The organism is Actinomyces slackii (genome assembly GCF_900637295.1).
In the GTDB taxonomy this organism is placed as follows: domain Bacteria; phylum Actinomycetota; class Actinomycetes; order Actinomycetales; family Actinomycetaceae; genus Actinomyces; species Actinomyces slackii.
In genome coordinates this window covers 96273-109972 of the sequence record NZ_LR134363.1, presented here as the reverse complement: position 1 = coordinate 109972, position 13700 = coordinate 96273, and the positions used below count along the sequence as shown (strand labels likewise).

General features: G+C 72.2%; 12 protein-coding genes. 7 read left to right on the top strand and 5 right to left on the bottom strand.

What is annotated here, in order from left to right; translation table 11 throughout:
• Positions 1–64: 64 nt before the first annotated feature.
• The gene (gene trhA, locus EL266_RS00460) at positions 65–754 is read right to left on the bottom strand and encodes a PAQR family membrane homeostasis protein TrhA (RefSeq protein ID WP_026427911.1); all 690 of its coding nucleotides are present in this window, start codon (positions 752–754) and stop codon (positions 65–67) included.
• Positions 755–1219: 465 nt separating this feature from the next.
• On the opposite strand from trhA, the gene EL266_RS00455 reads away from it, so the two are divergent.
• The 5 genes from EL266_RS00455 (at position 1220) to EL266_RS00435 (ending at position 6840) form a co-directional block, all read left to right on the top strand.
• Positions 1220–2035 carry an isoprenyl transferase gene (locus EL266_RS00455; RefSeq protein WP_026427912.1) on the top strand — a complete coding sequence of 272 codons (816 nt, stop codon included), beginning with the start codon at positions 1220–1222 and terminating at the stop codon, positions 2033–2035.
• Between the two features lie 221 nt (positions 2036–2256).
• Entirely contained in the window at positions 2257–3783 is a 1527-nt protein-coding gene (locus EL266_RS00450; protein ID WP_084501103.1) for an NAD-dependent succinate-semialdehyde dehydrogenase, read from the top strand.
• A gap of 253 nt (positions 3784–4036) precedes the next feature.
• Positions 4037–4534, top strand: coding sequence for a prolyl-tRNA synthetase associated domain-containing protein (locus tag EL266_RS00445; protein ID WP_034515541.1), 498 nt, complete (start codon positions 4037–4039; stop codon positions 4532–4534).
• Positions 4535–4610: 76 nt separating this feature from the next.
• Complete coding sequence (locus EL266_RS00440) at positions 4611–5639, top strand: restriction endonuclease (RefSeq protein ID WP_197719254.1); 1029 nt, start codon at positions 4611–4613, stop codon at positions 5637–5639.
• Positions 5640–5856: 217 nt separating this feature from the next.
• The gene (locus EL266_RS00435) at positions 5857–6840 is read left to right on the top strand and encodes a restriction endonuclease (protein WP_051281416.1); all 984 of its coding nucleotides are present in this window, start codon (positions 5857–5859) and stop codon (positions 6838–6840) included.
• Between the two features lie 126 nt (positions 6841–6966).
• Here EL266_RS00435 and EL266_RS00430 read toward each other — a convergent pair whose 3' ends face one another.
• From EL266_RS00430 to EL266_RS13550, 3 genes are all read right to left on the bottom strand, one after another.
• The gene (locus EL266_RS00430) at positions 6967–7911 is read right to left on the bottom strand and encodes a carbohydrate kinase family protein (protein ID WP_026427917.1); all 945 of its coding nucleotides are present in this window, start codon (positions 7909–7911) and stop codon (positions 6967–6969) included.
• 141 nt (positions 7912–8052) lie between these two features.
• The gene (locus EL266_RS00425) at positions 8053–8325 is read right to left on the bottom strand and encodes an exodeoxyribonuclease VII small subunit (RefSeq protein WP_026427918.1); all 273 of its coding nucleotides are present in this window, start codon (positions 8323–8325) and stop codon (positions 8053–8055) included.
• Positions 8326–8530: 205 nt separating this feature from the next.
• Positions 8531–10462, bottom strand: a complete 1932-nt coding sequence (locus tag EL266_RS13550) for an alpha/beta fold hydrolase (RefSeq protein ID WP_232012057.1) — start codon at positions 10460–10462, stop codon at positions 8531–8533.
• A gap of 154 nt (positions 10463–10616) precedes the next feature.
• Between EL266_RS13550 and EL266_RS00410 the strand changes: the two genes are divergently transcribed.
• Positions 10617–10994, top strand: coding sequence for a winged helix-turn-helix transcriptional regulator (locus EL266_RS00410; RefSeq protein ID WP_232012056.1), 378 nt, complete (start codon positions 10617–10619; stop codon positions 10992–10994).
• A gap of 51 nt (positions 10995–11045) precedes the next feature.
• On the opposite strand, the gene xseA is transcribed toward EL266_RS00410, so the two are convergent.
• Entirely contained in the window at positions 11046–12374 is a 1329-nt protein-coding gene (xseA, locus tag EL266_RS00405) for an exodeoxyribonuclease VII large subunit (protein WP_408608504.1), read from the bottom strand.
• Between the two features lie 181 nt (positions 12375–12555).
• On the opposite strand from xseA, the gene EL266_RS00400 reads away from it, so the two are divergent.
• Positions 12556–13674: a 4-hydroxy-3-methylbut-2-enyl diphosphate reductase gene (locus EL266_RS00400; RefSeq protein WP_232012055.1), complete on the top strand. Its 1119-nt coding sequence runs from the start codon at positions 12556–12558 to the stop codon at positions 13672–13674.
• Positions 13675–13700 lie beyond the last annotated feature (26 nt).

The window sequence follows — 13700 nt, the reverse complement described above, 5'->3', positions numbered from 1 at the left end:
GGCGTCGCTGCCGGTGGAGCAGAATGTACCCAATCCCCGGATGAGAGGACCTCGTGGGGGCGGTTCAGAGCACAGCCAGGTAGCAGGCCACGCACTGGCACGCCCAGGCCGCCACGGTGCACACGTGGAAGACCTCGTGGAAGCCGAACCAGCGCGGGGAGGGGTTGGGCAGCTTGCGGGCGTAGATGACCGCGCCCAGCGTGTAGGTCACCCCGCCGGCCACCAGCAGCCAGACGATGGCGGGCCCGCCGTTGGTCCAGAACTGCGGCAGGAACCAGATCGCCACCCAGCCCAGGATCACGTAGAGCCCGGCGGTGAACCACCGCGGCGCGCTCATCCACAGCAGGTTGGTGGCGGTGCCGATGCCCGCGCCCGCCCAGACGATGCCCAGCACCAGCGCCGCCGTGCTGGGAGGCAGGAGGGCCACGGACAGCGGGGTGTAGGTGCCGGCGATGAGCAGGTAGATATTGGCGTGGTCGATGCGCCTCAGGACGGCGGTGACCCGGGCGGGCCAGTGCCCTGAGCCGATGTGGTAGACCCCGGAGTTGGCGAAGAGCAGCAGGGAGCAGACCAGGTAGATGGCGCAGGCCCATGTCAGGCCTGCCCCCGGGGCCAGGGCGGTCAGCACGATGCATGCGGCCAGGGCCAGGGGCGCGGTTCCGGCGTGGATCCACCCGCGCAGGCGGGGCTTCATCGAGGCGACGACGCCCGCGTGGGCGGTGCGGGAGTGCTTGTTGGTCGCGGCTGCGCTCATGGTCCTCCTTCTGCTCGGGCGGGCCGAATCCGCAAGTTACGATTCCGTAGGTTACGGAGGAGTAGGTTACTCCTGGGCAGGCGCACCGGCGGCGTGGCGCCCGCCTCAGTGATTCGGCAGCGGCCCGGTGACTCGCCCCGCGCCCCTGCCATCGCGCGCTGTCGGGACAGGCGCGGGGCACAGCTCCCAGCGGCCGCCCGGCTCTGCTCACTCTGCTCGACTCTGCTCGACTCTGCCCGACTCCGCTTGACTCTGCCCGGCAGGCCCGGGCCAGAGGCCCGGAGCAGGCGCTGAGGGCCGAGACCGATCGCCCTGACAAGGACCCATCCTGCCCGCCGGGTCCTGCTGCGCGCCCCTCCAGCCCTGCCATCGGCTCCTGAGCGCAGGGCGGCGCGGTGCCCGGCGCGGTACCGTTGGGCAAGCCCGGCGTCGTCGGGCCCCGACCTCTGATCCCCGGGGAGATCCATGGCAGGCGACAACCTCCTCTACGACCTCTATGTGCGCCGCCTGACCGCGCGCATGGACCCGGCCAAGGCTCCCCGGCATGTCGGCGTCATCCTGGACGGCAACCGCCGCTGGGCCAAGGCGATGGGGATCGGCCCCTCCCAGGGGCACAAGCGCGGGGCGGACAAGATCGCCGAGTTCCTCACCTGGGCCGAGCAGGCCGGGGTTCGCGTGGTCACCCTGTGGCTGCTGAGCACGGACAACCTGGCCCGCGATCCCGCGGAGCTCTCCCCACTGCTGGACATCATCGCCGCCGCTGTCGACGAGCTCGCGGCCGCTGAGCGCTGGCGGCTGCGCCTGGTGGGCGCCGTCGAGCTGCTGCCCGAGCCGGTGGCCCGCCGCCTCCAGACCTCCGTGTCCTCCACCGCCCCCGCGGGCCCTGGCGACGGCGCATCCGCCGATGCCGGTTCGGCGGACCACGAGGCCGATGAGCGCATGCAGGTCAACATCGCCGTGGGCTACGGGGGGCGCCAGGAGATCGCTGACGCCGTGCGCGCCCTGCTGCGCGAGCGCGCCGCAGCCGGGGCCAGCCTGGAGGAGGTGGCCGCCTCCCTGAGCGAGGAGGACATCACCGCCCACCTCTACACCAAGGGCCAGCCCGACCCCGACCTGGTCATCCGGACCTCCGGCGAGCAGCGCCTCTCCGGCTTCCTGCTGTGGCAGTCGGTCCACTCCGAGTTCTACTTCTGCGAGGTCAACTGGCCGGCCTTCCGCCGCGTGGACTTCCTGCGGGCCCTGCGCGACTACGCCCGCCGTGAGCGGCGCCTGGGCAAGTAGGGCGGGAGGCTGTCCCGCGCCGGTTCGCGCCGAGCGCGAGAGGATGCGTCGCGGACGAGGGTCTGCGTATCGGACGAGGGTTCGCGTCATCCGACGGGGGTTAGCACAGGGGTGATTGACGCAAAGGCTCGTTCTCGACGCAAAGGCTCGTCCGCGCCGCCCCTGGCCCGGGCCGGGCGCCCCGTGCGAGGATGGATGGGCGCCTTCGAAGGAGAAGAGAGATGAGCCACGCCAGCGACAAGACCGCATCTGACAGCCCGCCCGAGCGCGAGCTCGATGACCTGAGCAGGGATCTGCTCAGCCGCATCCCCACCGGGATCTTCCTGAGCGGGGAGTTCGTCCCCGGGGCCTCGGGACGGGAGCTGGAGGTCCTGAACCCCGCCACCGGCCAGGCGCTGGCGCGGGTGGCCAGTGCCGAGGAGCGGGATGCGGTCGCCGCCATGGATGCGGCCGCCGCCGCCCAGGGGCCGTGGGCTGCCACCTCCCCGCGCGAGCGCAGTGAGATCCTGCGCCGGGCCTTCGAGCTCATGACCACCACCTACAGCGATGACCTCGCCCTGCTCATGACCCTGGAGATGGGCAAGCCGCTGGCCCAGTCCCGCGCGGAGGTCGCCTACGGGGCGGAGTTCATGCGCTGGTTCGCCGAGGAGGCCGTGCGCGTGCGCGGCGACTACTTCCGCGTGCCCGAGGGGCACCTCCAGGCCACGGTGCTGCGCCGTCCTGTGGGGCCCTGCCTGCTCATCACCCCGTGGAACTTCCCCCTGGCCATGGCCACCCGCAAGGCCGGCCCCGCCTTCGCCGCGGGCTGCACCGCCATCCTCAAGCCCGCCCGGGACACGCCCCTGACCGCCCTGCTCTTCGCCCGGATCATGTCCGAGGCCGGCCTGCCCGACGGCGTCCTGTCGGTCCTGCCCACCCAGGACTCCCGGGGCGTGGGCTCGGCGCTCATGGCCGACCCCCGACTGCGCAAGCTCTCCTTCACCGGTTCAACAGAGGTGGGCAAGGCGCTCCTGCGCCAGGCGGCGGACAATGTGCTGCGCACCTCTATGGAGCTGGGCGGCAACGCCCCCTTCATCGTCTTCGACGACGCCGACATCCCCGCCGCCGTCAGCGCGGCCGTGGCCACGAAGATGCGCAACATGGGGCAGGCCTGCAATGCCGCCGACCACGTCTTCGTCCAGGAGGGCGTCTACGAGGAGTTCGTCGCGGCCCTCACCCGCGAGCTGGGGGCCCTGCGCCTGGGCAGTGGCCTGGAGGAGGGCGTGGACGTGGGCCCGCTCATCTCGGCCCGCCAGCGCGACGACGTCGCCGGCCTGGTAGACCGCGCCCTGGCCGGCGGTGCCCGGGCGCTGATCGGCGGCCGGATCCCCGAGGGGCCCGGCTTCTTCTACCCGCCCACGGTCCTGGTGGACGTGGCGCCCGACGCCGAGATCATGACCCAGGAGATCTTCGGGCCGGTGGCCCCCGTGGCGCCCTTCCGCACCGAGGGCGAGGTGGTGGACTGGGTCAACGCCGATGCCGTGGGCCTGTCCGCCTACCTGCACACGCGCGACGCGGGTCGCGCCATGCGGCTGGCCGAGCGCCTGGAGGTGGGGATGCTCGGGGTCAACTCGGCGACGATCTCCAACGCGGGCGCGCCCTTCGGGGGCGTCAAGCACTCGGGCATGGGCCGCGAGGGCGGCAAGGAGGGCATCGGGGAGTACCTGGAGTCCGTCTACGTCGCCACGCCGGTGCCGCCCCAGCCCTGAGAGCCGCGCCGCTGCTGCGCGGGCCCGGGCCACGGCGGCCCCCGCGCCGCCGACAGCCCCCGGGTCAAACCCCCGGATCATTGGTGGGACAGGGACAGGGCATCATGCCGGCGCCAGCCGGCCCGGCCCCGGACCATCGAGGACCACCACCAAGGAACGGGGCTCCCCGAGGGCCGGTGCCCTGCGCCGTCGTCGCATACCCTGGTGCTCCCCGGGGATGGGCCCGGGCCACCCAGCAGAGAGGCAGCAGCAGATGAGTGCACGCCAGGACGTCATCGCCCTCCTTGAGGAGCGCGGGATCGACTACGAGCTCAGCGAGCACGAGCCGGTCTTCACCATCGAGGCCATGATCGAGGCGGGCCTGCCCCACCCCGACCGGATCGCCAAGAACCTCTTCATCCGCGACGACAAGAAGCGCCACTACTACCTCATCGTGGTCCCCGGCGAGCAGCCGGTCAACCTGCGCCACATCCAGGAGGTCATCGGCTCGCGCCGCCTGTCCTTCGCCTCCGAGGCGGACCTGGCCGCGCGCATGGCGGTGGCCAAGGGGGCCGTGGGGCCCTTCGCCGTGCTCAACAACGAGGCCCGGGATGTGGAGGTCTACATCGATGAGTTCTTCCTCGGCGGAGTCATGGGCATCCATCCCAACGACAACACGGCCACCGCCTGGGTGGGCGCCGAGGATGTCATCAGCCTCATCGCCGAGCACGGCAACCCGGTGAGCACCGCCCGCCTCGGCGAGCCCGAGTGAGGCATGCCGCAGCATTGAATCGGATGCGCCGTGCAGGAAGGTGACGGTACGGTGTACAGATGATAACGATGAGAGCGTGGGCGGGCAGGGGCTGCGCCGTATCGACCGCTGGCGGGCATGCGCTCGGGTGCGAGCCGATCGCGACTCGGAGTTCGGCCTGATGGGCGGCGTGGTGCCGGTCCCCGGCTGGGAGCAGATGCTGACCCCGGTCCTCCAGGTCCTCGACGACGGCGAGGTCCGGCGCAACCGGGAGATCAAGCGGCTCGTCATCGCCCGCCTCGCCCTGAGCCAGGAGCAGCAGGCGGTCGTCATCTCCTCGGGGGAGTCCATGGCCGCCAACCGCGTGGGCTGGGCGCTGTCCTACCTGGCCCAGGGCGGAGCCGTTGAGCGCCACCTGCGCTCGAGCTACCGCATCACCCCGATCGGGCTGCAACTGCTGGACGAGCACCCCACCGGCATGATCGAGAAGCATCTGCGCAGCCTGCCGGGCTACATCGGGCCCCAGCTGGAGCGCCCGACCGTGCCGGCCGCCAAGGTCATCGAGCAGTTCATCGACGCGGCGGCCACCGCCGTCGACCCCCTGGAGCAGATCGACCACGTCCTTGACCACCTCCACGAGTCGGTGGGCACCGACCTGCTGGCGCGGATGAACAGCCAGGACCCCGTGTTCTTCGAGCAGGCGGCCCTCGACCTGCTCATGGCCATGGGCTATGGCGGCTCGGAGGGCGGCGCGGCGCGCGCCCGGCTGGCCAAGGGCGGGGGCCTGGAGGGCGTCATCGACCAGGACTTCCTGGGGCTGGCCCGCCTCTACGTCCGCGCGGTGCGCGCCGGGGCCGGCGTCGGCGCGGGGGAGGGCCTCATCACCGCCCCCGGCGTCCACGACTTCGCCGAGGCCATGGCGGCCGCGCAGACCGACCGGGGCGTCTTCCTGACCACCGGGGCCTTCAGCGAGGCCGCCGAGCAGGCCGCGCGCGAGGAGACGGCCGGCCGCATCATCCTCATCGACGGTCGGACCATGGCCTCCCTCATGATCCGCCACGGGGTGGGCGTCCAGGAGCGCCACACGGTGCGGATCGTCGAGGTCGACGAGGACTACTTCGAGTAGTCGCCCCGCCGACTCTGGCGACACTGGCGACACTGGCGACTTTGCCGACACTGCCGACGCCGCAGGCTCCCGCGCCGGTCGCCGGCGCGGTGCGGGACCCAGTGGGACCCAGTGGGACCCGTCGCGATCCGGTCCCGCCAGGGGGGGCGGGATGGGCGCGAAAGGTTGCCATCTTGAGACTTGCCGCGCCACAGTCGCCGCCCCATAGACTGGGCTCATGGTCATCGCAGAGCACCCCGCCCCCGATGACACGCGCGCCATTCCCCAGGCTCGCGAGCCGCGGATGCGGCCCTCCCTGAGCTGGGAGCAGCTCCTGGTCCCCCTGCTGCGCATCCTCGACGACGGCCGGGTCCAGCAGTTCCGCGTCCTGGAGAGGATCGTGCTGGGGCAGGACCCCACCGTCCCCGATCTCGAGCGCGAGGCGCTGCCGGGCGGTCGCCGCCCCAGTGACAGCCGCGCCGCCCTGGCCCTGTCCCACCTGGTGCGCATCGACGCCATTGAGCGGCCCGCGCGAGGCCAGTTCCGCATCACCGACCTGGGCCGCCAGATCCTCGACGAGTACCCCGAGGGCCTGACCCAGGAAGATGTGGCCGGGCTCGCCGAGTACGCCGTCGCCCGCCGCCGCATGGCCGGCCGCCACGCCACCAACGTGGTCCCGATCAAGCGCACCATCAGCGCCGAGGTCGCCAACCCCATCCATCAGATCGCCGACGGCATCGAGCGCCTGCGCCAGTCGGTGACCGCCGAGCTCCTCCAGCGCATCCACGCCCAGGACCCGGACTGCTACGGGCACACCATCCTGACCCTCCTGGAGGCCATGGGCTACGGCGTCCAGGGGCACGAGGCCCGGGCTCACGCCACGGCCGACGGCGGCATCGAGGCGGTCCTGGAGGATGACTCCCTGGGACTGTCGCGCATCTACGTCCAGGCCAAGCGCCTGGCGCCCACGGGCCTGCCCACCGGGCGGCCCGTCATCCAGGCCTTCGTCCGCGAGGCCCAGCGCCGAGGCCTGGTCCAGGGACTGTTCATCACCACCGGGGAGCTGACCGCCGACGCCTGGGCCTATGCCGAGCGCTCCGCCATCCGCACCGTGCTCATCGACGGCGAGGGCCTGGCCGGACTCATGATGCGCCACGGCATCGGCGTGCGCGCCACCCAGACCTTCGAGATCCTCCAGGTCGACGAGGTCTTCTTCGCCTGATACGTCGCCTGAGCGGGGCCCAGGGGCAGGGCCGCCCGGGCTCCTCGCTCGGAGCGCAGCCCCGACCACGGGCCCGGCCCACGAGTCAGGCCCGCGCACCGCGGCCGGGGCGGGCCGGTGATCAGATCAGGGCAGCTCGTCGCGAGTGGGCGGGTTGGCGCCGGCGCGCGAGACGGTGATGTCGGCGATGGCGGCGGCGTGGCGCACGATCCGCTCCAGCGCGGCGGCGTCGAGGGCGTGCAGGGCCTCCCGGCGGTCCGCCCCCACGAGGTCCTCGCTCCACAGCGCGTCCTCCAGACCGCCCATGAAGGAGTCCCCGGCGCCGACCGTGTCCGCCACGACGACATCCGGATCGGCCGGGACCTCAAGCCTGAGGCCAGAGCTGGTCAGGGCCAGGGCGCCCTTCTTGCCCCGGGTCACCACGACCACGGCGGCCCCCAGGCCCAGCCAGTCCCTCAGGACGGACTCCAGGTCGGCGTCGGCGCCGTAGAGCCAGGTGATGTCCTCATCGGAGCACTTGACCAGGTCGGTCAGGGCGATGAGCCCCTCGACGATCTCGCGAGCCTGCTCGGGGGAGCCCATGAGCTGGGGGCGGGCATTGGGGTCGTAGCAGATCGTGGAGGTCTCGCGGTGATCGCGCAGCACCTGCTCGACGGTGGCCCGCCCCGGCTCCAGGATCGCCGCAATCGATCCGGTGTGCACCAGCAGGGGCGCCTCGGCGCCCTCGGGGCGGTGGGGGTAGGGCGGGTTCCAGTCCAGGTCGAAGACGTAGGTGGCGGCGCGGTCCGCGCCGATGGTGGCCTGGGCGGTGGAGGTGCGCTCGGCGGCGTCGGCCCCGGGGGTCAGGCGCACACCGGATGCCTCCAGGTGGGAGCGGATCGCCCGGCCTCGGGGATCGGTGGCGATCCAGCAGTCGAGCTCGGCGTCCCGGCCCAGGCGGGCCAGACCCAGAGCCACATTCGCGGGGGATCCCCCGGGGATGTCGACCGGCTCGGCGCCGGGGTGGATGACGACGTCGACCAGTGCCTCGCCGATGACGAGGGCGGTTCCGGGGCGGCCGGGTGCGCTCATGGGTGTGCTCCTTTGGGACAGCGGGCGGTGCGGCCGAGTTGGGTAGGCCTCGGTCGGCTGGCCAGGGCCTCGAGGCGCTCTCATGGGGTCAGCCTAGCGAGGGCGCCCGTCCCGCGGGGCGCAATGACGGGGCCTGTCTCGCTAGCCCTGAGTGTCCTGCCCGTCCTGTCCTTCCTGCTCGGCGACGGCGGCCAGGCGGGCGCGGGCGTCATCGAGCCAGACCTGGCAGCGCGCGGCCAGGGCCTCGCCCCGCTCCCACAGGGCCAGGGAGTCCTCCAGGGGCGCCGAGCCGGCCTCGAGGCGCTGGACGACGCCGACCAGCTCCTCGCGCGCCTGCTCATAGGTCAGGGACTCGACGTCGGGCAGATCGGAGTCGGGAGAGGAGGCGGACGCGGCGGAAGGATCGAGACTCACGCCCCGATTCTCGCATGCCCCACCCGTGCCCGGGCCGGCGCGCCCAGGTTGCGGCCCGCTGCCCGTGCACACCCGTGCCTGCCCTCACCCGCGCCCGCCCGCACTCGCGCCGAGGTAGACATTTTCCGCCGAGGTAGACGCATTCTCCGTCGATCTCGGCGGAAAATGTCTACCTCGGCGAAAGGGCGGGGCGGAGAACCGCCCCTCAGGCCTCGAGGTGGTCCAGCAGGATCCGGGTGAAGTCCTCGTGGTGCTGGAACACGGCCCCATGGCCGGAGTCGGGGTAGATCACCAGCGTGCTGCCCGGGATGCGGCGGTGCATGTCCTCGGAGAGCCCGGAGGGGATCATGCGGTCGTGGTCGCCGTTGGCGATGAGGGTCGGCGCCGTGATCCTCGACAGGTCCTGCGGCTCCTGAGAGCCCCACCGCCGCACGGCGGCGAGCTGCCGGTTGAGGCGGCCCAGCGTCGTCGGCCGGTTGCGGGCCATCACGCGCTCCTTGATGCGAGCGAGGTAGTCCTTGGCCGCGGCCCTGCCAGCAGGGGTGCGGGGGAAGAAGAGGAACTCCTTGGCGTCGGTGCGGTGCAGGGCGCCGCGCAGCATGTCCCAGTAGACGTACGCGCCTCCGGTGACACGGTCGATGCCGCGCCCGCCCGCGGGGCCGGTGCCGGCCAGCACCAGGCGGCGCACCAGGGCAGGGTCGTCCAGAGCGATCTGCTGGGCGATGAAGCCGCCCAGGGAGAAGCCGAGCAGGTCGACCTGCTCGAATCCAAGGCTGGCGATCATGGCCCGCGCGGTGCCGGCCATCTCCTGGATCGTCCCCGGGACGGTGCCGGTGGAGCTGCCCATGCCGGTCAACTCCAGGGCCACGACGCGGTGGTTGGCGGCCAAGGCATTGACCACCGCCGGGTCCCACTCATCAAGGGGGGCTCCCAGATGCGTGAGCAGGATGACGGGAGTGCCTCCCAATGGTCCCAGGTCCCGGTAGACCAGATGCTCCCCGCCGACGGCGAGCCGACTGTTGGGAGTCTCGGACCAGGTGGTGGGGCGCTGCTCGCCGGCGTTGTCTCCTGCCTGCCCTGGCCGGGAGCTGGGGGCATCGGCGGCGGCATGCGCGGCCTCCGTGGTCACGGCGTCGGGCCTGGTGGAGACCAGTACTTTGCCGCGGGCTCCTCCGGCGAGCACCTGCTGGAGAGCCTGGCGCGTCTGGGCGAAGGGCAGCACACGGTCGACGACGGGCTTGAGCACGCCCTCGTCGACCAGGCCGGCCAGCGTCGTCAGCGCCGCGCCATCGGGCTCGATGAACAGGAAGCGGTAACGGACCCCGAGCCTGGCGGCGCGGCGTCGGAGCCTGGCGCTCATGGCGGCCAGGGCCAGTTTGATCGGCAGGGGCGCACCGGCCTGGTCGGCCATCGCCGGGTCGGGCGTTGCGGCGATGCCAACGACCAGTCCGCCGGGGCGAAGGACCTCGAGCGAGCGCATCGTCGTGTCGCCGCCCTGGGTGTCGAGCACCAGATCCACAGGGCTGCCCGCCAGCCGCGAGACGAAGTCCTCGCCGCGGTAGTCGATGACCTCATCAGCCCCGAGGCTGCGGGCGAAGTCGGCGTTGGAGGCCGAGACCGTGGTGGCGACCTCCGCGCCCAAGTGCTTGGCGAGCTGGATCGCGACCGATCCCACGCCCCCTGTGCCTCCGTGGATGAGCACCCTCTTGCCCGCCGTGATCCGCCCCAGCGTCACCAGCGCCTGCCACGCGGTGAGTCCGACCACCGGAAGGGCGGCCGCATCGACGAGCGGGACGGTCGTGGGCGCGGGTGCGAGGGCGTCCTGGTCGACGACGACGTACTCGGCCCAGGCTCCCATCCGAATCGCTCCGGTGTAGGCGATCACCGGCTGGCCCGCACTGAAGCCCGAGACGCCCCTGCCCAGGGCCACGACCTCGCCGGAGAGCTCCCCTCCGGCAACGACCGGCAGGCGAGGGCGGAAGAGCGCCTTGAACTCGCCGGCACGGCTGCGCTCATCGGCGTGGTTGACGCCGGCGGCGGCCACGCGCACCAGCACCTGGCCGGGTCCGGGCTTGGGGCGCGGCATCAGCACCTCCTTGAAGGGGGCGCCGTACTTCTCCAGGACGAATGCCTGCATGCTGTGTTCACCTCACGCGAGCATCGCTCGCAAGTAGTTGCAATATGTTACCAGTGCTACGCTACAGTTACTGGTAATGAAGTGCAACTACCTGTTGGGAGTGAGGATGATCACCACGCCGCGGTCGGCATGTCCGATCAATAGGACCCTGGAGATGATGGGGGACCAGTGGAGTCTGCTCATCCTGCGCGACATCGCCCTGCATGACCGCCGCTCCTTCCGCGAACTGCTCACCGGCAGCGACGAGGGCATCAGCGCCCCCGTCCTGTCGCGCCGTCTGACCGACCTCACGGCGGCGGGCTTCCTGACCAAGACGGAGGTCACCCGCGGAAAGCAAGGGCGCTACTCCCTGACTGAGCTCGGCCTGGCCACCATCCCGCTGCTCATCGAGCTCGGCCGCCTGGGGCGCCGCATCGACCCCAGCACCGAGGACCGCGAGGCGGCCCTGGGGGACCTCGACCAGAGGATCGAGGAGCTGCGGGCGTCGCATCTGGGCGCCGCGAGCGGCCCGCCCTCACTCGCGCCGAGATAGACATTTCCCGCCGAGATAGACGGCGAATGCGTCTACCTGGGCGGAAAATGTCTACCTCGGCGAATGCGGCGAATGCGGCGAATGCGGCGAATGCTCAGCGGGAGGCGGCGCCGGCTTGGTGGCGCCCACCACCTGGGCGACCATGCGCCCCGAGGCCAGCACGCCCTCGATGAGATCGCCCTTCTTGATGTCCTCGGCGCTGGTGACGATCTTCCCGCCGGGCAGGCGCAGGATCGCGTAGCCGCGGTCCAGGACACCCTGGGGGGACAGGGCGGTCAGCCGGGCGCGCTCGGCGCGCAGGTCGGCCGTGGCCAGGGACAGGGCATGGCTCAGGGCGCGGCGCATGCGCTGGCGGGCCGAGTCCAGCTCGGCCAGGCGGTCGCGCACGATCGAGGCGGGGTCGGCCATGACAGGGCGGGCGCGCAGCTGGTCCAGGGCGGCCTGCTCGGCCTCGAGGCGCGCGGTGATGAGGGAGCGCATGCGCTCGCGGGCCGAGTCCAGGCCCACGGTCTCCTGGGCCAGGTCCGGCACGATCCGCCGGGCCGCATCGGTGGGGGTGGAGGCCCGGTAGTCGGCCACAAGGTCCAGCAGGGGGCAGTCGGTCTCGTGGCCGATGGCCGAGACCAGGGGCGTGCGGCAGGCGGCCGCGGCGCGCACCAGGCCCTCGTCGGAGAAGGGCAGGAGGTCCTCGACGGCGCCCCCGCCGCGGGCCACGACGATGACATCGATCTGCGGGTGGGCGTCGAGCTCCTTGATGGCCCGAGTCACCTCGCTCACGGCGCGGTCCCCCTGGACGGCGACCTCGCGGATCTCGAAGGGCAGGCCCGGCCAGCGCAGTCGGGAGTTGACCACGACGTCGTCCATGGCCTTGGCCTGCCTGCCGCACACCAGCCCCACCCGTCGGGGCAGGAAGGGAAGGGGGCGCTTGCGCTCGGCGTCGAACAGGCCCTCGGCGGCCAGGACGCGGCGCAGCTGCTCGATGCGGGCCAGCAGGTCCCCCACCCCGACGGCGCGGATATCGTCGGCCTGGAGCTGGAGGGAGCCGCGCTTGGACCAGAAGGTGGGCTTGGCGCGCACCACCACCCGGGCGCCCTCGGCCAGAGGCGCCCCGCCGCGGGACTGCAGCGCGTCCAGGACCCGGGCGTAGACGGCCACGGACATGGAGACATCCGCATCGGCGTCCCGCAGGGTGAGGAAGGCCATGCCGGCGCCGGGGCGCCGGTTGAGCTGGACGATCTGACCCTCCACCCACACCTGGCTCATCCGGGCCACGTACTCGTCGATCTTGGCCGACAGCAGACGCAGGGGCCAGGGGTTGTCCGCCGTGGTGAGGTTGGCGCGCGGCGCCAGCTCTCGGCGCTCCCCGGCAGGGGGCTGCACCGCGGACTGGGCAGGGGGCTGGGCCGAGGAGTGGGCAGGGGGCTGCACCACGGACTGGGCAGCGGGCTGGGCCGAGGACTGGGCAGGGGGCTGGGCGGCGGGACTGATCGGGCCTGTCACGTGCACCACTGTGCCATGTCCGCCACTGCGCCCGGCGCGCGCCCTGTGGCACAGTGGGGCCGTGACCATGACGATTGGGCAGACACGCGGGCAGGACGGCGACCCGAGTAGCGACCGGAATCCTGCGCAGGCCGCCGGGCCGACCACCGCCCAGGCCGGCGACCGGCCCGCCGGCGCCACCGGCAAGCGCATCCTCCTGGCCGCCCCCCGCGGCTACTGCGCCGGCGTGGACCGGGCGGTCGACGCCGTCGAGCAGGCCCTGGCCCACTACGGCGCGCCGATCTACGTGCGCAAGGAGATCGTGCACAACAAGTACGTGGTCGAGGCCCTGACCAGGCGGGGCGCGATCTTCGTGGCCGAGACCGACGAGGTGCCCGAGGGGGCGCGCGTGGTCTTCTCCGCCCACGGGGTCTCCCCGGCCGTTCACGAGCAGGCGGCCGCCCGCAACCTGGACACGATCGACGCGACCTGTCCCCTGGTGACCAAGGTGCACAAGCAGGCGGTGCGCTTCGCCAAGGACGACTACGACATCATCCTGGTGGGCCACACGGGCCACGAGGAGGTCGAGGGCACTCAGGGGGAGGCCCCCGACCACATCCAGGTGGTCAACGGCCCCCACGAGGTGGACCAGGTCCAGGTGCGCGACCCCAGCAAGGTCGTGTGGATCTCCCAGACCACGCTCAGCGTGGACGAGACCTTGGAGACGGTGCGCCTGCTGCGCGATCGCTTCCCCGAGCTGGTCGACCCCCCGGGGGACGACATCTGCTACGCCACCCAGAACCGGCAGGCGGCGGTCAAGGCGATCGCCCCGCAGGTGGATCTCATGATCGTGGTGGGCTCGGGCAACTCCTCGAACTCGGTGCGCCTCAAGGAGGTGGCCCTCGACGCGGGGGCCGGGGCCTCCCACCGCGTGGACTTCGCCAGCGAGATCGACCCGGCCTGGCTGGAGGGCGTGACCACGGTGGGCCTGACCTCGGGCGCCTCGGTGCCCGAGATCCTGGTGCGCGAGGTGGTCGAGCGCCTGGCCGAGTTCGGCTTCGGCGAGGTCGAGCAGGTGCGCACGGCCACGGAGAAGATCTCCTTCTCCCTGCCCAAGAACCTGCGCGCCGACCTCAAGGAGGCCGCCGGGGGCGCGGTCCCCCACGGCCGGCGCGAGCCCGTGGCCGACCACACCTGCTGAGTCGCCGGGGCGGGAAGGGACCTGGC

Coding starts and splice junctions, on each gene's coding strand:
- EL266_RS00450 (WP_084501103.1), top strand. CDS start 2,257: ATGAGCCACGCCAGCGACAAGACCGCATCTGACAGCCCGCCCGAGCGC.
- EL266_RS00430 (WP_026427917.1), bottom strand. CDS start 7,911: ATGAGCGCACCCGGCCGCCCCGGAACCGCCCTCGTCATCGGCGAGGCA.
- EL266_RS00445 (WP_034515541.1), top strand. CDS start 4,037: ATGAGTGCACGCCAGGACGTCATCGCCCTCCTTGAGGAGCGCGGGATC.
- EL266_RS00410 (WP_232012056.1), top strand. CDS start 10,617: ATGATGGGGGACCAGTGGAGTCTGCTCATCCTGCGCGACATCGCCCTG.
- EL266_RS13550 (WP_232012057.1), bottom strand. CDS start 10,462: ATGCAGGCATTCGTCCTGGAGAAGTACGGCGCCCCCTTCAAGGAGGTG.
- EL266_RS00455 (WP_026427912.1), top strand. CDS start 1,220: ATGGCAGGCGACAACCTCCTCTACGACCTCTATGTGCGCCGCCTGACC.
- EL266_RS00435 (WP_051281416.1), top strand. CDS start 5,857: ATGGTCATCGCAGAGCACCCCGCCCCCGATGACACGCGCGCCATTCCC.
- trhA (WP_026427911.1), bottom strand. CDS start 754: ATGAGCGCAGCCGCGACCAACAAGCACTCCCGCACCGCCCACGCGGGC.